This is a genomic window from Vibrio sp. Of7-15 (genome assembly GCF_022347565.1).
GTDB lineage: Bacteria > Pseudomonadota > Gammaproteobacteria > Enterobacterales > Vibrionaceae > NORP241.
In genome coordinates, this window is record NZ_JAKRGH010000001.1 from 88,178 (window position 1) to 109,272 (window position 21,095).

Genomic DNA, 21,095 nt, shown 5'->3' on the forward strand with positions numbered 1-21,095 from the left:
GTGGGTGATTTCTGCTCTATTTTATCGTTGAAGAATGAAATTGTACTAAAACGCTAATTTTATGTGATTTAGTCGTTGCACAAGGGGAATTAAGGCGATAAGTTAAAAGCAGATGGGGAATAAGTGCACCACATATGAAGTGCATAATATAGTTATTAGGAAGAAAAAAGCATGTATCAAACCGACGATGTCAGAATTAATAAAGTAAAAGAGTTATTACCGCCTGTAGCCGTATTAGAAAAATTTCCAGCCACTGAATCTGCTTCAACAACAGTCTATGAAGCACGTAAAGCGATTCATAATATTCTAAAAGGTAACGATGACCGTCTGCTGGTGATCATTGGCCCTTGTTCTATTCACGATCCTGAAGCAGCTATCGAATACGGTAAGCGATTAAAAGTATTACGCGAAGAGTTAGGCGATCGTTTAGAAGTTGTGATGCGTGTTTACTTTGAAAAGCCTCGTACAACCGTTGGTTGGAAAGGCCTGATTAATGACCCGTATTTAGATGACAGTTTTAAATTGAATGATGGTTTGCGTATGGGGCGTAAATTATTGTTGGATTTAACAGATATGGGTATGCCTACGGCGAGTGAATTCTTAGATATGATCACACCACAGTATATGGCTGATCTGATTAGTTGGGGCGCGATTGGTGCACGTACTACTGAATCTCAGGTACACCGTGAATTGTCTTCAGGCTTATCTTGTCCAGTGGGGTTCAAAAATGGAACCGATGGTAATATTAAAATCGCGACGGACGCAATTCGCTCTGCTGAGTCTTCTCATCACTTCTTATCAGTAACTAAGTACGGACACTCTGCGATCATTGAAACGGCTGGTAATCCTGATTGCCATATTATTCTTCGTGGTGGTAAAGAGCCAAACTACAGCGCCGAGCACGTGGCTGACATTAATAAACAATTGGCTGCGTCTGGCTTGCCACAAAAAGTGATGATTGACTTTAGCCACGCGAACAGCAGTAAGCAGTTTCAACGTCAATTAGTGGTTGCAGAAGATGTGAGCGGACAAATGGCGAAAGGCGATAACAGCATTTTTGGTGTTATGATTGAAAGCCATTTAGTGGAAGGCCGTCAAGATCTTGTCGATGGTAAAGTGGAAACGTATGGCCAAAGTATTACTGATGCCTGTATTGGTTGGGATGATACTGAAAAAGTACTTCGCAAGTTAGCTGATGCCGTAACTGCCCGTCGTAACGCATAAAAAATAAATACTTGTTGCTATTATGTGACGTATTTGTCTAAATTGATCTAATCTTGAAAGCCGCATTCTGAAGAGGGTGCGGCTTTTTGCTATTCTTATATAAGCCAAGTAATTGACGGTTTGTGATGTATGAGCATCAATTATTGTGTTTGGTATAAAAAGCGGTTAGGAATCAAAATGGATTTACAGCAAAGACAAGAAATGTTCGAGCTTTATAATTACTACGAACGTAAACAATGCCATATGAAAGGTTTTGAAGCGAAATTAACGTGTGGCGTAACTCGCTATGTCAGTAATACAAAAGACGCAAATTTTATTACTTATCATAATTTCTCGAATGATGATGATTTAGCAGAGATTATTCAAAGTCAGGTTGATGCTTATAAAAAAGAAGGCAAAAACTTTGAGTGGAAGGTTTTTGATACCGATAAGCCATCGACACTCGGTCGTTATTTAATGGATGCTGGTTTTGAACCAGGTGAAGATGAAGCCTTTATGGTGCTGGATTTAGATTCGGCGTCAGAAAACTTGTATAAGAAGCCCAAGCATATCCGTATTGAAAGAGTGAGAGATCCTGAACGATTAAACGTGGCTTTTGGCGTGCAAGAACAGGTATGGAATCAGGATCGTTCTGAACATGCTAAACAGTTGGCTCAGCAAATGCGCGAACAGCCGAAATCCTTAGCGGTTTATATTGCCTATTACGGTGATGTTCCAGCGTGTTCCGCTTGGATTAATTTCAATGGTGACAGCCCTTTTTCTGGGTTATGGGCAGGCTCTACTCTTGAAGCATATCGCGGTAAAGGGCTGTATCGATCCTTATTGGCGGCGAGAGCAAGAGAAGCAAAAAGGCGTGGAATACGCTACTTAACGATTGATGCCTCTCCAATGAGTAGGCCAATTGTTGAACAGTTTGGCTTTGAATTCATAACTTATACACGCCCTTATGAAATGAGACATTGCTAGCCTGAGTTTAAATTATTGTTAAAAACACTGGCGGATCTGCGTCCGCCTTGTGTTAATGCCATATTTAGCCAATGACGTTTTTGTTGTTATCTGTTTTTCTAAATACTTCGCTCGCCAGTAAGGTGCCCAAAGTAATAAAAAGCATGCCAAAGATTGATGATAAGTTCAGCCACTCTCCAAATACAGGTATAGCAACGAGCCCCGCTAATACTGGAGTAAATGAGCCAAATGCTGCTGTCATTTCTGCTCCTAGTCGTGAAATAGCAAAGCCATAACTAAAGCCAGCAATAAGCCCCACGCACACACCTTGAACGATAAATTGAAAGAGGAGTTCGTTGGCAGGTGCGATATGGAAATGAAATTGATCTCCACTTAGTAGTAAATATGGCCCGAGCAAAAGTAAAGAACCGAATGCGGAAACGCCTGCGCCTTCAAAGGCATTCAGCCCCGACATGCGCATTGAAATTGTAAAAATAGCCCACAATAAACTGGCAGACAGAAAATAGAGGTGGCCTTTGAATAGCTGTATATCGAAAGACATTAACGCCGATGACAGCAGGATAAGAATACCGACACCGATGGCACTTAAGCCTAATTTTCGGGAGCGAGAGAGAGGCTCTTTAAAAACTAAGACGGCGATCCCCGTCACAAATAGGGGCAAAGTACCAGGAATAAGTGTACTACCATGAGCAACAGGGGCGTATTGCATGCCAGTGGCACCTAAATAAAAAAACGGTAACCCGGAGCCGCAAATGATGCCAATGAGGTATCTCTTGGGCACTTGGATAATTTTCTTTCTCTGCTTAAACACAATGTAACTAAAGAATATGGCAGGTAGGGTGAAACGAATTTGAGCAATGTCAGCAATGGTTAATACCGATTTGGCCCCGGCGCGTAAAGAAATGAAAAAGCCAACCCAGACCAAAAGCGTTACGAAAACGGCTGGGTAGCCAAGATTGACTCCTTTATCTGAGCTAGGTAATGCTGGAATGGTAGCCATGTTATTTCCTAAACAATAATAACTATTTATTTACAAATTATGACCTAATATGGCAGGGTGTTTCTTGGCAAACTTAACTTACAAAATAGTCAGTTTTAGTGGTTAGCGCTTATTTCTCCCTTTTTTTTGATGGATTCTTGCATGGATAGAATAGATCGTCATATTTTGAAATTGTTACAACAAGATGGTCGGTTAACAACCGCAGAAATAGCAGAGCAAGTGGGATTATCTCCTTCTCCATGTGCTCGGCGTTTAAAGCGTTTGGAGTCAGAGCAGGTTATTATTGGTTATCAAGCCAATTTAGACAGACAAAAATTGAATTTGGGTATGACGGTTTTTGTTAATGTTCGCTTGAGCCATCATCAAGAAGATGTGATTGGCGAGTTTGAACAAGCTGTCCTTGAAATGAGGGAAGTGATTAGCTGCCATATTGTCTCGGGAGCGCATGATTACTTGTTGGAGGTGGTAAGCCAAGACTTAGTTAATTATGAACAGTTTATACGTAAATTACAGACGTTACCTATGGTAAAAGACATTAATACTAATTTGGCGATTCGCTCTGTGAAAACTCATTCACCTTTGCCATTTGGTGAATAGCAACAAATCCCTATATAAGTTGAGCAAATAATAGACTTTTTACTCTAATTTTACAATTTATACAGAATATACTTGTTTTTGTGATACGGATCTCTATATACTCTGCGCCCGGCCAGAACAATTACGTTTAGCCACCTTACAAGCTGTCACCATGGAACTGTGAACGACCCACGGAGTTGGACCGGCACGACTTTTAGCTTGTTATCAAAGGTGACTTCCATGTTGTGTGTGTGGGCGGATAATACAATCCAATTTTCTGAATATTCGTATTCAGACCTTCCTTATTGTAGTCCCCCTGTAAAGGGCCTAAACCCTTTAGCTCAGCCGCAGCAAACAGTAACACTGATGACCTTAATTAGGATCATGTAATGCAGTTGTTTATTAGCTTGGCTGGTATTTTGGTGCTTATCTTATGTGCTCTCGCTTTTTCCGAAAATCGAAAAGCAATTAATTGGCGTACGGTCGGTGGAGCATTGTTTTTGCAAGCCGGTTTTGCTGCCTTAGTGTTGTATATTCCACCGGGTCAGCAATTTCTAGGAGCTTTGAGCAGTGGTGTTGCTTCCATTCTAGGCTTTGCCGATGAAGGTATTAAATTTCTATTCGGCGACTTAGCCACCTCCGGTTTTATCTTCGCTATTCGTGTCCTCCCTCTTGTTATCTTCATCAGCGCATTAATTTCTTTGTTATACCACCTTGGCGTGATGCAATGGGTTATCAAAATCATTGGTGGTGCTATTCAGCGTCTTCTTGGTACAACTCGTGCCGAATCATTAGTTGCCACAGGTAACATCTTCTTAAGTCAAGGCGAATCCCCACTACTGGTTAAACCATTCTTACCTAAAATGACACGTTCAGAGCTATTTGCGGTAATGACTGGTGGCATGGCATCGGTAGCTGGTAGCGTACTGGGTGGTTATGCTGGTTTAGGTGTGGATTTAAAATACCTGATTGCAGCAAGTTTTATGGCTGCTCCGGGTAGTTTATTGATGGCGAAATTGCTTGTTCCAGAGCAAGGTAAAGTAGCTGATCAACAAGAGATTGAAATGGCAACTGGTGAGCACAGTAACATGATTGATGCTCTTGCTGCTGGTGCAATGAATGGTATGAAAGTCGCGGTGGCAATTGGTACGATGCTGATTGCGTTTGTGAGTGTGATTGCCATGGTCAATGCCGGCTTAGAAATGGCGGGCAACCTAGTTAGCCTAGATGGCCTGACTTTACAAAGCATTCTAGGTCATATTTTCTCTCCAATTGCCTTTATGATTGGTGTACCTGCTGATGAGATGATGATAGCTGGTGGCTTTATTGGTCAGAAATTGATTTTAAATGAATTTGTGGCTTTCTTAGATTTTGTTTCAATTAAAGAGCAGTTATCAGCACACAGCCAAATTATTATTACTTTTGCGTTATGTGGCTTTGCTAACATCGGCTCTATTGCGATTCAAATTGGTAGTATTGGTGTAATGGCGCCTGAGCGTCGTAGTGATGTGGCGAGTCTCGGCTTCCGTGCGGTACTGGCGGCGACATTAGCAAACTTAATGAGTGCGGCTCTAGCGGGTATTTTTGTTAGCTTGTAATTACTAACATACTGAAAAGTAATTCTTTATTAACGGCACTTTGTTTATAGCAAAGTGCCGTTTTTTATTGTCACGGTTTAGGGGATTCTTTGTTAATTCAGTTAACTTTAGGATATTTAACCAATTTATTTATAAGTGATATATGTATACTGTTTAGTATTAATAATTCTGTAATTCATTATATTTTCACATCACAGGCAGGGAGGCTATGTGAGCACCGAATCTTCAATTTCTGATAACAATGCCCAATCCGACTCTTTATTTCAATGGCAACGGATATCACGCTTTACTCCCACTGTGTGGACTATTTTATTTGGTACTTTAGTAGCTAGAACCAGTTACTTTATGGCATGGCCTTTTTTAATTGTTTTGCTTTACCAAGACTATCAAGCGAGTGCAGTTATGGTTGGTGGTATGTTAGCTGCCTCAGCCGTTGTAGGTTCCATTGCTGGCTTATATTCTGGCTATTTATCGGATAAATTTGGGCGTAAGTGGGTTATTTTATTTGGTTGCTTAGTGGCTGCTGGCAGTTATTCAGGAATTGGGCATGCGACATCGTTGTGGCAGTTTTTTGTTCTAATTATGCTGTGTGGCTTAATGAGACCAATGATTGAAGCACCAGGTAAAGCAGTAATCAGTGATAACTTAGCCGATGTTAAAGACAGAGAGTTAGCCCATAACATACGCTATTTCTTATTGAATTTAGGTGGTGCAATCGGCCCATTGATTGGTATGTTGCTCGCGCTGGATCACCCACAAGTGCTATTTATGGCCACCGGTGTTACCTATTTATTATTTGGGCTTTTATATTGGAATTGCTTTCGTATTTACCCTGAACAACGATCGGTTCAACAACAGCAAGTCACCAACTTTCGCCAAACGGTGAAGACAGTGATGAAAGATAAAGTCTTCGTTAAGCTCATATTTGCCAATATATTAATGATGTTTGTGTATGGCCAATATGAGTCATCGATTCCCCAAGTCATCGTGCGTTCTGGTATTGAAGATGCTGAGATCTTCGTGAGTGCTTTGATCATGGTAAATACGTGCACAATTATCTTATTTCAATTTCCGTTACTTCGTTTATTGCAACACGTCCCGTTATATACACGGACTCGAATTGGGATGAGCTTTATGGCTTGTGCTCAGGTTGGTTTTTTTATGGTTCCCATTGATTGGCCGATTGGTTGGTTACTGGCGTGTTTCTTATTGAGTTTAGGGGAAGTGATTGCTTTTCCAACACTGAATGTACAAATCGATCAGCTTGCCCCTGATCATTTGCGTGGCAGCTATTTTGGTGCTGCTGCTTTTTATTCATTGGGTTTTGCCTTGGCACCTTTTATTGGTGGGTTAGTGATTCAAATGGCCAGTGCTAGTCATTTGTTTATGCTGTGTTTGGCCACATGCCTTGTGATGATTGCGCTTTATGCGATAGCTGAGAAAGAAAACCAGAAAAATACGAAATAGACCCTGAAAAACAATAAATGCAGATGAGTGAGTCTGCATTTATTGCCTTAGTTTGATATATCGAGGGAGTGTTATTCTTTAATATCTTGAACATGCATCTCCATTTCTTTACCGATTTCTTTTCGCATTTCCATTAGTTTGATGGCAGATTGATGCAGTTTTTTATCTTCTTCAGTGGTTGGTTTCCAAACAGGGACGTTAATGGGTAAACCAGACTCATCGACAGCCACCATAATAACAATACAATGGGTCGTTAATCGTCTATCAAGGGATTTAGGATCGGAAGCCTGAACGTCTAACGCCACATGCATTGAGGTGCGCCCGGTATAAATGACCTTAGCGGTGACTTCAACAAGGTTTCCTACGTGTATTGGTGCCACGAACCGAATACCACCCGCGTAAACGGTAATACAATAGCGGCCACTCCAACCAGCGGCACACGCATAAGCGGCTAAATCAATCCATTTCATGACAGCGCCACCATGGACTTTACCACCAAAGTTAACATCACCTGGCTCAGCCAGAAATCGCAGTGTTACCGATCTATTTTCACCAACCATATCCGTACCAAAATCTATTTACATTATTGTTAACTATAGATGACTAGATAATAAGTAAACAGTTTAGATGGCTGATCTCATGCCGAGATAGATTTTTAATGGAATGTTGTGTTCTCATCTGTTCGTGCTTTATGTGACTTATGATGGAACTCGTTTATCCAAAGGGTAAATTCTTGCTCTGGAATGGGCCTAGAATAAAAGTAGCCTTGCACTTCTTCACAGCCCAATTGGGTTAAGTAGGCTTGCTGTTCGAGGTTCTCGACCCCTTCCGCGAGGGTTTTTATTTTCAAATTTCGGGCTATGTCTAAAATTGAATTAGTCAGTGCAATGTCATTTTTATCTTCGGGTAAACCATCAATAAAGCTACGATCAATTTTCAGTTTATCAATGGGGAATTGTTTTAAATAAGCCAAGCTTGAGTACCCTGTGCCAAAGTCATCAAGGGCAATACTAAATCCTAGCTCTTTTAAATAATTAAGTTTATTGATTGTGTCATCAGGGTTTGTCATTACCGCACTTTCTGTGATTTCTAACTCTAGCCATTGTGGTAATAAAGCGTGTTGACTCAAAAGCTCTTCAATGTGTTGGGTGAGGTTGTGGCTAAACTGTTCTGCCGAAACATTAATGGCGATTTTTATGCTAATACCTTGCTGATACCATTGCAGTGCTTGTCGAGTGGCTTCTTTGATCACCCAAAGGCCTATGTCATTAATTAAATCACTTTGTTCTGCAATTGGAATGAACTTATCTGGTGGGATAAAGGTGCCATCGGGTCTTATCCAGCGAATAAGGGCTTCACAGCCAATGATTTCTTGTTCAATAAGGCTGATTTGTGGCTGGTAGTAGAGCTGGAATTCATGATCTTTTAAGGCGGTGCGTATGTCTTCTTCCATGCGTAGTTTTTGGCTGGCTAGGGCGCGCATTTCTTCATGGAAGAATTGAATTCGGTTATTGCCTGATTTCTTGGCTGAGTGAAGGGCCAAGTCAGCTTCAAGTAAAACAGGCTCAAATTTATAGCCTTTCAGTGATGTTACTGCAATACCAATGCTGACGCTTAAAGAAATGGAGTGTTTGTTGATCGTAAGGTAACAAGCAAACTGCTGCTGAAGCTGATTTAATATTTTTTGTAAGCATTCATCATTATTTTTTGGAAAAAAGACCGCACTGACAAATTCATCGCCACCAAATCGACTGACTAGCCCTTTATCTGCAATGGTTTTTCGTAAGATTTGACTGACTTGTAGAATGACTTCATCACCAAAGTGGTGCCCATAGCTGTCGTTGATCTCTTTAAAACGGTCAATGTCTAAATAGATGATTGCCACATGGGAGTTCTTTGCTGCTGGAGTGAGGCTGTGTGCTTGGATTTGTTCACAAAAGTAACGGCGGTTCGCTAGTAAGGTTAAATTGTCATGATTGGCCAGTTCATTAAGCCTTTCCTGAGCCTGTTTTTGTTCACTAATATCAGTGATGATGGAGACAAACTGGACTTCATCATCTTTATAGTATTTCGAGATAGACAGGTATAACGGTAAGGTACTTTGGTTTGGGGTGCGTATATACACTTCACCTTGCCATGCTTCTGTTTCGCTTTTTTGCAAAGGGTCTGCTGGTTGAAAAGGAGTCTTTTTATCCATTTTCATGTATTGCATGGGTTTATTTAAGATTTCTTTTTCCGTTAGCCCAGTAATGTCGGTAAAAGCTCGATTAATTGAAATAATATTGTTGGTTGAATCTGAGATTGAGATCCCTTCATGCACGCTCTCAAATACTTGTGCAGCCCTGCGTAGTTTCGTGTTTTGTAAATGCAAACTGTGCTGGTAAGAGGCGACTTTTTTATTCATCCAACGGCTCACCATAAACCCAATACTCAAAGCGACAAGAATAAGAGACATCAAAAAAACAACGAGAGTAAATGAGCTTTTAATGAAGGCCGTTTTTAGTTGTTTTTGTTGTTCGATGACGCTCCATTCTTTGTCTTCTGGATAAATGGAGGAGATTAAAGTCCACCCCCAGTCGGGTAATTTCTCGACTAAAGCATATTTAGGGTGCAGCCCTGGTTTAACAGGGTGTCCCCATTCGTAGCTTACATATGTTGGATCTTCTATGAGCGTAAATCGAGTTGGTTTCCCTTCACTGTCGATGAGATTGTTGGTGGTGTTGTTTGCAGGAGTGCCAACAAGTTCTGGCCGTGAAGGGTGAGAAATAATGGTGCCATTGTCGTTAATAACAGCAATATAGCCACTTTTTCCTAATCGATGTGCATCTAACCATTTAAGCACTTGTTGCTTTAGATCGTTCTCAATTTTATATAAATAGTCGCCCGATCCAATGATCCAATTATATGGCTCAAACGTGCGCACGTAAGCGATTTTAGGTTCCAATTGAATTGGACTTTTGGGAGAAAACCATTGGTACTCCACAAAAGCATTGGGTTTTTCTTGTAACGCATCAATGATTAATTCCATAGCCCCTAGGCCATTGTCGGCTTTTATACCCAGTAGGTTTTGGCCTTCAAGTTGTGGCCTTATGGGCTGTAAAACAGAATTACCTTGCATGTCGTTGAGGTAAATGTAACCACGACCATCAAAAAATCGTATTTGGCGAAGCGTTTCTTTAATGGTGTGTTGGGTTTGCTCTTTTGTCCGTGTGAGATGCTCTCTTTCATAAAGAGCCATAGCAAGATCGTAGGCTTGATCAACTTGCTGTTTGACTTCTTTTTTGAGTATGTCGTCGGTTTGGGACTGGGTAAAGGTAATGTACTGCTGAATATCGTTATTGGCGTAGCGTAGAAAAGTCTGCCTTTCTACTAAAGCGTGATTGGCAATGGATTCGATTTGGGCTTGATTATTGCGGTAGCTATCGATGAAAAGATAAATAGAGCCAGGTAATGTCAGCAAAAGCACAAGGCCAGTAGTACCAAGCCTTAGATAGTGATTTAGGGTTTTACTCGAAGAGTGCTCTAACATGATTATCCTAATGCTAACAAAGCCATATAGCTATTATTCTTTTTGTTCTTTATCTTTATATATAGTTGTTTATGGCGTAAAAAAATGTATCAAAAAAGAGAAAAAGAAAACCATTCATGGACATAACACCATATAAATTTAAGCACATATTGAGAGATAGACAATTTATCACTCCCACATATTTTATCTTTTTCCGTATTTTATGAGGCACGTGCTGTTTGCATTAAAGAGATAAATTAGAGCTCACCAGCGTTGTTGTGTGATAGAAAATGTGGGTCATAGTATTTGTTTTCTAGTTCAACGTGCTCGATTTTTTGGTATTCGATGACGGTCATTTTACTGATTTGTATTTGATCTGTGAGTTGCATTTCTGTAACTCGGGTTTCGTTATCGATAGTACCGGAGATAAATTTAGCGACTTTGGCGAGTTTTCCGGAACGTAAGTACATTTTTGCTTTGATTGGAAAGTTGGTGTGTTGATCTAACCAAAGTTCAATACGTTGATAACTCGAACCGCTGGTTTTTGCTTCTAGTTCTAATAAATTGGTCATTTGGTTGTCCATCTCTTGAGTGGCGATAAACGTGGCGTTGTAGTGGGTACTCCAGAGGAGGGTCGCGATATCACCAACAGAAGCTTCTCCGAGTAGCTTCTGCATCGGGGTAATACGGATAGGGTGGCGGCTTTTAGGCATGATCAACCAGTAATTGTCTTTTAACATGAGCATTTTCTGGCCTTCTTCTGATTTGGATTTAAAAATCACCAGAGATTCTTTGCCCAATTTAGCGTAAACATGAAATCGCCGTGTTTTTTCAAGCTCTCCATCAGTGTAGAGCTTGATGACAGACACAATTTTTGCGGCATGATTTTTGAGTCGATAACGATCAGCATCACGGAGCATGTTTGACACAATTTGTTCTTCTGAAAGTGAAGGGGTATCCGTTTTAGGCTGAGCGAATAAATGCTGAGAGACAAGCAATAGCATGACGGCGAATAGGCATTTTAGATGAAACCATTTAGACATGAATAAGTGCCTCAGTAATGGGTTTATTAGTTCCTTTCCGGGTTGATAGATAGGCTGTTATGACACAAAGAGAAAGAACGGCTAACGTTGTGTAGAGTGCGAGCTCTATTGAGAAATAAATGTGCAGAGGGTAGCTTTCTGTTCGTCCTGGTGGGGGAGGCATTTGAATGTCGACAAACAGAAGGGTGATGCTGGTGATTAAGGTCAGCAATACCCCGAATAAAGATCCTAACAGAGCTAGTATGCTGGCTTCACGAACAAAGCCAACGATGATTTCGTGAGGATAAGTGCCAAGAGCAGACAAAGTACCTATTTCTCGGGTTCTTTCGGTTACGGACATGGTCATGGTATTAAACACGGCAACAAACACAACGAGTACCATCACGCTGCCTAGCACGCCGAAAATTCGGTCATACAGACTTTTTACTTTTACATAGAAAAAGGCGCGATCCCACCATGGTATGAATATGAGTGGCTCTATATTTTCTAGCGCTTTAATTTGTGGAGTGATGGTGTTTAGCACCTTTTGGGTTAAGTCGGTTTGGTAAAGAAAAATAGAAATGGTGCTGACTTTATTGGTACTAAGTAGCTCCTGTGTGGAATGAAGGTGGACATAGAGTTCACGTTTATCGAGCTCAGGAATACCAGTGGAATAAATCCCTCTAACTTTAAAATCAAGTGCATTGAGTACGCCATCAGTGGTGGTGGCCAGTAGGGTGATCCAGTCACCTACTGTGACCTGTAAATGGCTAGCCAACCCTATGCTCAGCATTACCTGAGGCTCAGCAGGGTCAAAGTAGCGAGAATTAACATTGGATAGTGTTTTGCCGTGGTGAAGATTAAGAAAGGGGCCTTTTAAATCAAACTCTCTATCGTTGACACCGATACCAGTGAAAATATTGGATTTAGAACCATTAGATATAAGCCCCGAAAAATAGATCCTAGGTTGTACGGAACGCACTTCTTCATTCAGTAATAACGAAGTGGTAATCGCTTGTATATTAGATAAGCCATTATCTAGTGGCGTTTCTTCTTTGCCTTCAAAATATCCTGGCTGGCTAAGGGTGATGTGTCCTGCTTTTCTTACGGTGGATTCTTTTAGGGATTCATACGTATATAAGCCAAACCCACCAGCAGTTGTCAGAGCAAAAACGGCAATAGTAATAATGAAAATAGAAAGTAAACTACGTCGCCGATTTCTGAGTAAATTTAGCCAAGCAATTCGAAAAGCGTGTGGGGTTAGCCGAAGGATTAATTGGCCCATGATGCTTCCCTACGATCGGATTGCCCGTCAACTAAATGAATAATACGCCCGCAGTGATTGGCCATTCGTGTATCGTGAGTGGCGACAACAAATGTGGTTCCGTATTCTTTCCCGAGGTCTTTCATTAACGTGATAATGATGTTGGCGGTTTGGGTATCTAAGCTTGCTGTGGGTTCATCAGCAATCACCAGTTTAGGGCGGTGAATTAAGGCTCGGGCAATGGCGACTCTTTGCTGCTGCCCACCTGATAAACGATCTGGTCGGTGATGAATAAACTCTCGTAGCCCAACTTGCGTTAGCATGTCGGTGGCACGTGTTGTTTGTTCTGATTTCTTGACGTGATTTAAGTGAAGCGGGTAAGCAACGTTTTCTAGTGCGCTCATGACTGGGACTAAATTGAAATGTTGAAAGATAAAACCTAGTTTGGTTCGTCGTAGTTGTGCTGCTGGCATCGCATGTTTTGGGGCAGGTGAATTGTCAAAAAAGAGTTTACCTTGGTAGTTGGGGTCGAGCAGTCCAAAAATGTTCAATAGAGTACTTTTCCCTGAACCAGAAGGACCACATAAAGCCACCATTTCTTGAGGTTTTATTTTTCCAGATACACCTGACAGAGCGTGTCGTTTTTGATTTCCTATCGTAAAAAACTTATTGATATTCTCAAAACGGATCATGATTGTGCCTCGGCTACGGCCTTTATAGCTTTTTGGGTGAAAAGGTGGGAGGGATCTTGCTGCTTCATATACGTTAACCATTGACTGGCTTGATGCTTGTCATTGATGTAGAGAGCAGATTGTATAGCATACAAATACACCCAAGCTGTGGCTTCAAATTGAGACTGTTGGAATGCAGTGTCTTCTAAAAGGTCGAGATAGAGCTCATAACCCCTTTCGAAATGATTAAAAAAATCGGGCACAGAAGTAAACGTGGTGCCAGCTACCGCTTTTACTAGGTGAGACTCATATAAGCCATTAATTTGGATCTGTTGGGTGACAGGAGTTGCTTGTTGATTCAGTAAGTCTAAGGCTTTGTTCATTCTTGCCAGCCCATGTTCAGTATAGCGAAGCTTGGTCCAGGGCATCCAGGCGTTACGGCCTTGTAATGTTTCGGTACTGCCTAGATAGATGAGCGTTAATGGTGTTGGACCATGTTCTTTTAAATGCTGGGTTAATCGGTTGTACACCACATCTATCGCATTGGTATTCCCTTGTGCTGCTTGGTGGTACAAAGAGATGGTAGAGCTTGTGGGGTTTGCAAAACCTAAGGTAGGAAAAGTGAATAAGGTAATGAGTGCGACCGTAGTGCACAACTTACCTAGTGGCAGTAATAAGTTCATGGTTATCCTCCTTGTTGTAATTGCATTAGCTAAACTATCAATATCAACAATTCAGGACGATCCAACATAATAAAATACGATGAATGAATGATTTCTATTCGAGTGATATCAAATTTCTATTTTACTTGTTTCATCATTACAATCGTAAAATCTTCTTGGGAGTAATTCGTAAGGAGTTCAGTGGTTGGGCATAATGTGCGACAAAAATGTAACACTTCTTCTGGATGATGGGCGGCCAGCAGTTGGCCTGTTGATACATAGCGGCTATCTAGCATATTAAAGGCCACAGCATGGTGGCAAGCTCGGTACATGGCTTTGATTAATTTAGGGTGGTAGCCCTTAGTACGACTGCGGTAATTTAACGAACCGCTAGCAATGACGATATCGGCTGGTGGAAGGGCAACCGCAGAGAAGTCGGCTTTAAAAAATCGGCAGTTAGATTGATGTGAAAAAAGCGTTTTTGCTTGTTTAATAAAACTCCCTTGTTGGTCGATCCCTGTGTATTGAGCAACTTGACATCGCTGATCAAGAAATGTTTTAAAATCACCATAGCCACAGCCTAAATCCAACACACTTTTGCGTTCGAAATTTAAAGCCTGATAAATCATGTTAAATCGACTTTGTTGCGATTCTGTAGAACTCCAACCGAGTACTTTGGCGTGGTGGCCTTCCCATTCTTTCAGACGATCATCATGGTAAAAGCGAATATTTAATCGATCAAGAAAATGCATAGTTTGCCCAAGGGTAGATACATAGTGAGGATAGCAGAAATAAAAAATCGCGACCTAAGCCGCGATTAAGAATATCAGAAAGTTAGAGAAAATCAGTTAAATCACTTTCCAACCAATATCTTCACCGCCACGGATAGGCACGACATTGTCGCCGCCAAGAGGCAAGGTTTCAGGGACAGACCATGTTTCTTTATTTAACGTAATGGTGTCGCTATTACGTGGAAGACCATAAAAATCAGGGCCGTTAAAGCTTGCGAAGGCTTCTAGGTTATCGAGTTTACCTTCGGCTTCAAATACTTCTGCGTACAGTTCAATAGCGGCGTGTGCCGTATAAGAGCCCGCGCATCCACAAGCAGATTCTTTTTTGCCTTTGGCGTGTGGTGCAGAGTCTGTACCTAAGAAGAATTTATTGCTGCCGCTAGTGGCTGCTGCAATAAGGGCTTGTTGATGTACATTACGCTTTAGAATTGGTAAGCAGTAGAAGTGCGGTTTAATACCACCCACTAACATGTGGTTACGGTTATACAGTAGATGATGAGCGGTAATGGTTGCGCCAATATTTGGCCCTGCATTTTTTACGAACTCGACAGCGTCGGCTGTGGTGATGTGCTCTAGAACAATTTTAAGGTTTGGGAAATCAGCAACCACAGGGGCTAATACGGTTTCAAGGAAAACTTTTTCACGGTCGAAAATATCAATATCGTCTGTGGTTACTTCTCCATGTACTAACAGTGGCATGCCCACTTCTTGCATTGCTTGTAGCGTTGGATAAATGTTTTTTGCAGATGTTACGCCAGAGTCAGAGTTCGTTGTTGCGCCTGCTGGGTATAGCTTTGCAGCGTATACATGGCCAGATGCTTTTGCTTTGCGAATTTCTTCTGGTGTTGTGTTATCAGTGAGGTAGATAACCATTAAGGGAGTGAAGTTGGCTTGAGGTTTTTCGGCTAAAATGCGGTCGCGATAATGAAGGGCGGAATCAGTGTCAATCACAGGGGGGATCAGGTTAGGCATGATGATTGCTCGTCCCATATAACGGCTGATGTCACGAACGGTATCGTTAAGAACATCGCCATCGCGAAGGTGAACATGCCAGTCGTCTGGACGTGTAATTGTTAAAGTTGTCATAGATACTCCCACCGAATAAAAAAGCCAATCTAAGGAGCCAAGCCAGTTATTATTCTTACATAACCAGTAAAAGGGAAACGATTTCCTAATTACAAAGGCTTAGGCGGAAGGATGATAGAGTAATATTTATTGTTAATCACGTTTTTTTTGCATGTTTCGTGTTTTTTTTGTGGGTTTGTTGAGTGTTTAGTTACTAATTCTATCTTTTACTCTTTTTAAATCAGTTATTTATGTTTTATTTTTATGGCGGTTGTTTTTTCGGTTTTTTAGGGTTTTCTTTTAATCTGCTAACTAATGGGTTAAAAGAAAGATATTAATTACTGTAAATGTTAGCTTCATATTGTAATTTATTTAATTTCAATAAAAGTATGGCTTTTAATGTGCTATTTACATTTTTACTTTCTAATTTAACGCTTTTTTTAGTAAGTCGTTCAAATATTGTACGGGTATTGCGTAAGTAATGGCGCTTGGATCAGTTAAAACTGCTTCTTTTGACTGTTTGACGAAGGTTTTGTTGATAACGGCAATAACTTGGCCTGTTGCAGGGTCGTACACCGGGCTCCCACTGTTACCTGGGTAGGCCGTAGCATCTAGTTGATAAATAAAATAGGGCTTTTTCAGCCGTTTTAATTGTGCCGTAGTAAGCTCTTTAACGTTTCTTGCTGGTATAGCGATAGGAGTAATACTTGAAATAATGCCACGATGCGTAACGGGGTATAACCCCAAAATAGCGCCAATAGGAAACCCTGTGAACGCATAAAGTTCGCCTTCTCGTACTGTCTTTCCTGAGATAGAAAAAGGCGGCAGTTTTTTATTTTCTAATTTTAGAATAGCGAGATCATGGGTGTCGTCACGAGTAACGAGATTAGCAACATAAGTGGCAACCTTATTATTTTCTCTAATAAAAATGACCAGTTTTTCTTTTTGGCTTTTTTTTAGCTCTTTAGGAACAACGTGAGCATTGGTTGCGACATAGCGTCCATTATGAATAGCAAAACCAGTTCCAAGTAAAGTGGCACGAGGAGAGCTTAATTTATTGTAAGTGCCGACACCAACAACAGAATGACGAATTTTATCAATAGTATCGGGTAAAGTAGCAGAATAAGTGGGGGAAATTGAAAAGAAAATAAAGAGAATCAATAAATTAAATCTTATCATGCACATCACTCCTTGATATTCACTCTGAATAAATCATTGATCATAATTAATCTCAGCTATAACTAATTATATTACCTATATAAAGTCGGGATAATTATGTTTAATTATAATAATGCATTTTCAAGAAATATTGGGTGGATAACAGAAAAAGAGCAGCAAATCATTTCTACCAAACGAGTGGCCATTGCTGGTGGTGGTGGTGTTGGTGGAGAACATATGGTGACACTGGCACGGCTTGGAATTCAAAAGTTTAATATTTCTGACTTTGATGTATTTGAAGAGCATAATTTTAACCGTCAGGCAGGGGCTTTTATTTCTACGATTGGGCAAGAAAAAGTGGAAGTCATGCAAAAAGTGGTGCTCGACATTAATCCCAATTCCGATGTCAATGTATTTCCTATGGGGACGACGCCTGACAACGTTGATGAGTTCCTTAAAGATGTTGATATTTATGTTGATAGCTTGGATTTTTTTGCCTTAAGTGCTCGAAAATTAGTGTTTAAGCGCTGTGAAGAATTAGGCATTCCCGTTGTTACAGCAGCTCCTTTAGGGATGGGTTGTGCTTTTCTCTGCTTTACTCCCGATAGTATGTCTTATGAAGAGTATTTCCGTTTTGAAGAGTGTAAAGATGAGGATGAGCAGCTCATCAAGTTTCTTATCGGTTTATCGCCCTCTATGTTACAGCGCCCTTATTTAGTCGATCCCTCTACGGCTGACTTCAATGCCAAAAAAGGCCCTTCCATACCCATGTCTGTCAAATTGTGTGCGGGGATGGCGTGTACGTATGTTCTCAAAATTCTCTTAGGTCGTGGAGAGCTAGTAGTGGCACCTTGGGGGCTACATTTCGATATATACCGCAATAAATTTAAAAAGACGTGGAGACCAATGGGAAATGCGAATCCACTACAAAAAATTGTCTTTAATATTGCTAAAAAAGTGGTTTTTGAATAGCTAGATATGCTTGTCAGTTTTTTTTACAAACGCACACACTGTGCATATGCGAAAAATAATAAAATCCTTGATAATCAATACGATAAAAAGTTGGCCTGCATCATGCAATATTACCAGTAACCCAACAAAAAGATGCTGTTAGAAACTGAGATGAGAGAGGCAGAACCATGGAAAGATACAATAAATTACTTACCGCTATTTTACTTGCAGGAGCAACATTCACTGCCTCTGCAGACTCAATCAAATTAGAAGTAGGTGCATGGACGGCAGGTACAGGCGATGCAGATACCGAAACCCATTACTTTGATAAATTCACGTTTAGTTCTTTTGACCCTGTATCCACTTATTTAGACCCAGATTTATCGGCAGGTTTGCAAAATGGTACTCCTGTTATGGTGTTTGATACCGCAACCGACATTACCGTAGGGCTGTTAAATGTCGATCCACTCCCTGTTCCTGCTGATACCGAAGGCTTTAATGACTTCAGTGGTTATAAAATCACGGCAGATTATGAGTTAGCTGGTTTTGCAGGGTTCGTCGATGGTTCTGGCGGTGGTTCTTTGGATGGAACTCTAGATGGTGAGGCATTAGGTGCTACCTTCTTAGACGGTTACTTTAAGCTTTACATTCAATCAATTGGTGCTGGTGGTGTATTAGGGGCTAAAACCGAAGTCTTAATGATCGATGGTATTACTTCGGTTGCTAACCTAAGTGGTGCTGAGATTAGTTTAGAGCTAAATGGTGATGTAACGAGTGTACTTGCAGGTACTATTTTTAGAGAGCTACCAATTGGTGGTAAAACGGATCTGAAAGATATTTTAGATGATGCAGCGCCAGATTTGGTGATTAAAGCGAAAGCAGATACAGAGTTTGACGGTACAGCCCTTCCAACTCCACCTGCCGCTCCGAAGCTAATCGGTGATTTTACCACTTTCCAGAAAGACTTTTTCTTTGCTAACTCAGGTGGTGCTACTTTAGCCGCAGCATTACCAGCTCTACAAGTCTTAGAGCGAACCACTACACTGACTTCTGCTAACTTAGAGTTTAGTGTTGTACCAGAGCCTGCTAGCTTAGCGTTATTTGGTGCAGGTCTGTTTGGTATTGGTTTTGCGGCAAGAAAGCGTCGTCAATCATAACTACTTAACTATTTAGGGTGGGTCGTTTAACTCACCCTTTTTTGTTTCCTCTTTACTTCCAATAAAATATTCCTCTTATTACTTACCATTTTATTTTTTTGGGGCTTTATTGCGTGTCTAGTGTGGTTTTTTAATGGAGAATTAGCATGATCAAAAATAAATTCATAAAAAAGCTTTCTTCTCGTCCCATACTTGGCTTCCCGGTTAGAAAAATTATTGCTTTTGTTGTGAAGCGTGAAGCTCAAGAAATTGCTCATCACTTTGCTGAGTTTTTGCGACCAGTTGTGGCTTACAAACCAGAAACGATCAATCAGGTGTATCACTTACGCCATGATGTGTACTGTAAAGAGCTAGCGTTTGAACCCCCTCGTGCTGATGAAATGGAAACCGATGAGTTTGATCGCTATTCACGTTTTTGTATGCTCCAACATCGAGCGACTGAAAATTATGCGGGATGTGTTCGCATTGTTTCTCCAAGGCAAAGTACGGAATTATTACCAATAGAAAAGTATTGTGAGCATGCAATAAAAGAGGCTCGCATTCATCCTGCCCAGTTTCACCGTAGCGAAATATGTGAAATTTCTCGCTTAGCGGTTCGTGCCCAATACCGCCGTAGACAGAGTGATAAGTTTGAAGGGGCCGCAGTAGGTACGATTAATGAAACCACGTATTCAGAAGTTGAGCTGCGCTGTTTCCCATTCATTGCCATCGGGTTGTATTTATCGGTCGCTTCTTTGGCGGTTCGCAATAATATTAAACATGCATTTGTGATGATGGAGCCACGATTAGCTCGTAGTATGCGTTTTGTGGGGATTCATTTTGAGCAGTTAGGCCCAGCTGTTGAGTATCATGGAAAACGTGCACCCTATTATATTAATGCGGAAATGTTAACCCATTCTCTTCCTATCTCTTTTCAAGCTTTAATGGGAAATATTGATAGTGAAATTGCGAAAGACTGCATGCATGCAAAAGAGTACGCACGTCTTGATCTACCAGGCTCGACCGATGCTGGTAAGTTGTATTCATTTAGCCATGGCCCTGAAAAGCCATTATCAGACATTGGAAATCGAATTTACTGTAAAACACCTCATTTATCGGTTCGAACGGCTCATAAGTAATGTTCACCAAAGTGTTAAGGCCTGTTGTTGCTTATCGACCAGAGCTTATTAACCAAATATATCATCTACGGCATGATGTATATTGCAAAGAACTTGGTTTTGAAGTTCCACGTACAGATGAGCTAGAAATGGATGAATTTGATCCATACTCCCGCTTTTGTATGTTGCAGCACCAAAACTCAGATTTATGTGCTGGTTGTGTTCGGATTGTGTCTCCACGTTACAATCATGACCCCCTACCTATAGAAAAATACTGTGGCAATGCGTTGAAGGGAGCTAGGATCCACCCTTCGCACTTTAGGCGCAGTGAAGTAGGGGAGATTTCTCGCCTAGCGGTACGCTCTCAATATCGTCGACGTAGACATGAACAATATAATGGCGCTGCAATTGGTATGCTTAATGAGAGAGTATGCTCAGAGCTTGAGATGCGTTGTTTTCCATTTATAGCAATCGGTTTGTATTTTTCTATCGCGTCACTGGCTGTAAGAAATAATATTCAGCATGCGTTTGTGATGATGGAGCCACGTTTGGCTCGTAGTATGCGTTTTATTGGTATTCGTTTTGAAAGACTAGGCCCTACAATTGATTACCACGGTCGACGCGCGGCTTATTACATTAACTCAAAAATGCTCACAGACTCTTTACCCGTTTACCTTCGGGCTCTAATGGGAGTCATTGATAATGAGATAGCAAAAGATTGTTTGAATGCAAAGAAGTACGCTCGTTCAAACTCACTAGGAGCTAGCGAAGTGGAAAGAATGTATTCGAGTAGTCATGGGACAGAAAAAAAGCTGTCAGAGCTAACAGTGAGCAATATGAATTTACCTGTATTTAAAGGGGAGCAGAGAAGTTATTAACGTTCATTTTCTTTTGTTGACTTGTTACTAGTTCAGCAAA

19 protein-coding genes are annotated in these 21,095 nt (G+C 40.9%); 9 read left to right on the top strand and 10 right to left on the bottom strand.

Annotated features, from left to right (window positions below; translation table 11 throughout):
- The first annotated feature begins 171 nt into the window (after positions 1-171).
- The gene (gene aroG / locus MHO82_RS00360) at positions 172-1,224 is read left to right on the top strand and encodes a 3-deoxy-7-phosphoheptulonate synthase AroG (RefSeq protein WP_239181862.1); all 1,053 of its coding nucleotides are present in this window, start codon (positions 172-174) and stop codon (positions 1,222-1,224) included.
- A 177-nt stretch (positions 1,225-1,401) separates the two neighbouring features.
- On the top strand, positions 1,402-2,190 hold the full coding sequence (locus tag MHO82_RS00365; RefSeq protein ID WP_239181863.1) for a GNAT family N-acetyltransferase: 789 nt from the start codon (positions 1,402-1,404) through the stop codon (positions 2,188-2,190).
- A gap of 64 nt (positions 2,191-2,254) precedes the next feature.
- Here MHO82_RS00365 and MHO82_RS00370 read toward each other — a convergent pair whose 3' ends face one another.
- A complete protein-coding gene (locus MHO82_RS00370; RefSeq protein ID WP_239181864.1) occupies positions 2,255-3,190 on the bottom strand; it encodes a DMT family transporter in 936 nt (311 codons plus the stop codon).
- A 141-nt stretch (positions 3,191-3,331) separates the two neighbouring features.
- On the opposite strand from MHO82_RS00370, the gene MHO82_RS00375 reads away from it, so the two are divergent.
- The 3 genes from MHO82_RS00375 to MHO82_RS00385 all read left to right on the top strand — a co-directional run bounded on the left by MHO82_RS00375 (position 3,332) and on the right by MHO82_RS00385 (position 6,831).
- Entirely contained in the window at positions 3,332-3,787 is a 456-nt protein-coding gene (locus MHO82_RS00375; RefSeq protein ID WP_239181865.1) for an Lrp/AsnC family transcriptional regulator, read from the top strand.
- A gap of 368 nt (positions 3,788-4,155) precedes the next feature.
- Entirely contained in the window at positions 4,156-5,364 is a 1,209-nt protein-coding gene (locus MHO82_RS00380; protein ID WP_239181866.1) for a NupC/NupG family nucleoside CNT transporter, read from the top strand.
- A gap of 210 nt (positions 5,365-5,574) precedes the next feature.
- Complete coding sequence (locus MHO82_RS00385; protein ID WP_239181867.1) at positions 5,575-6,831, top strand: MFS transporter; 1,257 nt, start codon at positions 5,575-5,577, stop codon at positions 6,829-6,831.
- 71 nt (positions 6,832-6,902) lie between these two features.
- On the opposite strand, the gene MHO82_RS00390 is transcribed toward MHO82_RS00385, so the two are convergent.
- From MHO82_RS00390 to MHO82_RS00430, 9 genes are all read right to left on the bottom strand, one after another.
- Positions 6,903-7,391, bottom strand: a complete 489-nt coding sequence (locus tag MHO82_RS00390; RefSeq protein WP_239181868.1) for an acyl-CoA thioesterase — start codon at positions 7,389-7,391, stop codon at positions 6,903-6,905.
- A 95-nt stretch (positions 7,392-7,486) separates the two neighbouring features.
- Positions 7,487-10,360, bottom strand: coding sequence for an EAL domain-containing protein (locus tag MHO82_RS00395; protein ID WP_239181869.1), 2,874 nt, complete (start codon positions 10,358-10,360; stop codon positions 7,487-7,489).
- A 236-nt stretch (positions 10,361-10,596) separates the two neighbouring features.
- Complete coding sequence (locus tag MHO82_RS00400) at positions 10,597-11,382, bottom strand: outer membrane lipoprotein-sorting protein (protein WP_239181870.1); 786 nt, start codon at positions 11,380-11,382, stop codon at positions 10,597-10,599.
- Positions 11,375-12,646, bottom strand: a complete 1,272-nt coding sequence (locus tag MHO82_RS00405) for an FtsX-like permease family protein (protein ID WP_239181871.1) — start codon at positions 12,644-12,646, stop codon at positions 11,375-11,377. The genes MHO82_RS00400 and MHO82_RS00405 overlap by 8 nt, the downstream gene beginning before the upstream one ends.
- Entirely contained in the window at positions 12,634-13,317 is a 684-nt protein-coding gene (locus tag MHO82_RS00410) for an ABC transporter ATP-binding protein (protein WP_239181872.1), read from the bottom strand. Before MHO82_RS00410 ends, MHO82_RS00405 begins: the two co-directional genes overlap by 13 nt.
- The gene (locus tag MHO82_RS00415; protein WP_239181873.1) at positions 13,314-13,979 is read right to left on the bottom strand and encodes a hypothetical protein; all 666 of its coding nucleotides are present in this window, start codon (positions 13,977-13,979) and stop codon (positions 13,314-13,316) included. Before MHO82_RS00415 ends, MHO82_RS00410 begins: the two co-directional genes overlap by 4 nt.
- Before the next feature lie 116 nt (positions 13,980-14,095).
- Positions 14,096-14,710: a class I SAM-dependent methyltransferase gene (locus tag MHO82_RS00420; protein ID WP_239181874.1), complete on the bottom strand. Its 615-nt coding sequence runs from the start codon at positions 14,708-14,710 to the stop codon at positions 14,096-14,098.
- A 96-nt stretch (positions 14,711-14,806) separates the two neighbouring features.
- Entirely contained in the window at positions 14,807-15,835 is a 1,029-nt protein-coding gene (gene pyrC, locus MHO82_RS00425; RefSeq protein WP_239181875.1) for a dihydroorotase, read from the bottom strand.
- A gap of 402 nt (positions 15,836-16,237) precedes the next feature.
- Complete coding sequence (locus tag MHO82_RS00430; protein ID WP_239181876.1) at positions 16,238-16,993, bottom strand: serine protease; 756 nt, start codon at positions 16,991-16,993, stop codon at positions 16,238-16,240.
- Between the two features lie 96 nt (positions 16,994-17,089).
- On the opposite strand from MHO82_RS00430, the gene MHO82_RS00435 reads away from it, so the two are divergent.
- From MHO82_RS00435 to MHO82_RS00450, 4 genes are all read left to right on the top strand, one after another.
- Positions 17,090-17,944, top strand: coding sequence for a ThiF family adenylyltransferase (locus MHO82_RS00435; protein ID WP_239181877.1), 855 nt, complete (start codon positions 17,090-17,092; stop codon positions 17,942-17,944).
- Positions 17,945-18,111: 167 nt separating this feature from the next.
- Positions 18,112-19,080 carry a PEP-CTERM sorting domain-containing protein gene (locus MHO82_RS00440; protein WP_239181878.1) on the top strand — a complete coding sequence of 323 codons (969 nt, stop codon included), beginning with the start codon at positions 18,112-18,114 and terminating at the stop codon, positions 19,078-19,080.
- Positions 19,081-19,226: 146 nt separating this feature from the next.
- Positions 19,227-20,198 (top strand): PEP-CTERM/exosortase system-associated acyltransferase, encoded by a 972-nt coding sequence (locus MHO82_RS00445; RefSeq protein ID WP_239181879.1) that lies wholly within the window; start codon positions 19,227-19,229, stop codon positions 20,196-20,198.
- On the top strand, positions 20,198-21,055 hold the full coding sequence (locus tag MHO82_RS00450; RefSeq protein WP_239181880.1) for a PEP-CTERM/exosortase system-associated acyltransferase: 858 nt from the start codon (positions 20,198-20,200) through the stop codon (positions 21,053-21,055). The genes MHO82_RS00445 and MHO82_RS00450 overlap by 1 nt, the downstream gene beginning before the upstream one ends.
- The last annotated feature ends 40 nt before the right edge of the window (positions 21,056-21,095 follow it).

Coding starts and splice junctions, on each gene's coding strand:
- aroG (WP_239181862.1), top strand. CDS start 172: ATGTATCAAACCGACGATGTCAGAATTAATAAAGTAAAAGAGTTATTA.
- MHO82_RS00365 (WP_239181863.1), top strand. CDS start 1,402: ATGGATTTACAGCAAAGACAAGAAATGTTCGAGCTTTATAATTACTAC.
- MHO82_RS00370 (WP_239181864.1), bottom strand. CDS start 3,190: ATGGCTACCATTCCAGCATTACCTAGCTCAGATAAAGGAGTCAATCTT.
- MHO82_RS00375 (WP_239181865.1), top strand. CDS start 3,332: ATGGATAGAATAGATCGTCATATTTTGAAATTGTTACAACAAGATGGT.
- MHO82_RS00380 (WP_239181866.1), top strand. CDS start 4,156: ATGCAGTTGTTTATTAGCTTGGCTGGTATTTTGGTGCTTATCTTATGT.
- MHO82_RS00390 (WP_239181868.1), bottom strand. CDS start 7,391: ATGGTTGGTGAAAATAGATCGGTAACACTGCGATTTCTGGCTGAGCCA.
- MHO82_RS00395 (WP_239181869.1), bottom strand. CDS start 10,360: ATGTTAGAGCACTCTTCGAGTAAAACCCTAAATCACTATCTAAGGCTT.
- MHO82_RS00400 (WP_239181870.1), bottom strand. CDS start 11,382: ATGTCTAAATGGTTTCATCTAAAATGCCTATTCGCCGTCATGCTATTG.
- MHO82_RS00405 (WP_239181871.1), bottom strand. CDS start 12,646: ATGGGCCAATTAATCCTTCGGCTAACCCCACACGCTTTTCGAATTGCT.
- MHO82_RS00410 (WP_239181872.1), bottom strand. CDS start 13,317: ATGATCCGTTTTGAGAATATCAATAAGTTTTTTACGATAGGAAATCAA.
- MHO82_RS00415 (WP_239181873.1), bottom strand. CDS start 13,979: ATGAACTTATTACTGCCACTAGGTAAGTTGTGCACTACGGTCGCACTC.
- MHO82_RS00420 (WP_239181874.1), bottom strand. CDS start 14,710: ATGCATTTTCTTGATCGATTAAATATTCGCTTTTACCATGATGATCGT.
- pyrC (WP_239181875.1), bottom strand. CDS start 15,835: ATGACAACTTTAACAATTACACGTCCAGACGACTGGCATGTTCACCTT.
- MHO82_RS00430 (WP_239181876.1), bottom strand. CDS start 16,993: ATGATAAGATTTAATTTATTGATTCTCTTTATTTTCTTTTCAATTTCC.
- MHO82_RS00435 (WP_239181877.1), top strand. CDS start 17,090: ATGTTTAATTATAATAATGCATTTTCAAGAAATATTGGGTGGATAACA.
- MHO82_RS00440 (WP_239181878.1), top strand. CDS start 18,112: ATGGAAAGATACAATAAATTACTTACCGCTATTTTACTTGCAGGAGCA.
- MHO82_RS00445 (WP_239181879.1), top strand. CDS start 19,227: ATGATCAAAAATAAATTCATAAAAAAGCTTTCTTCTCGTCCCATACTT.
- MHO82_RS00450 (WP_239181880.1), top strand. CDS start 20,198: ATGTTCACCAAAGTGTTAAGGCCTGTTGTTGCTTATCGACCAGAGCTT.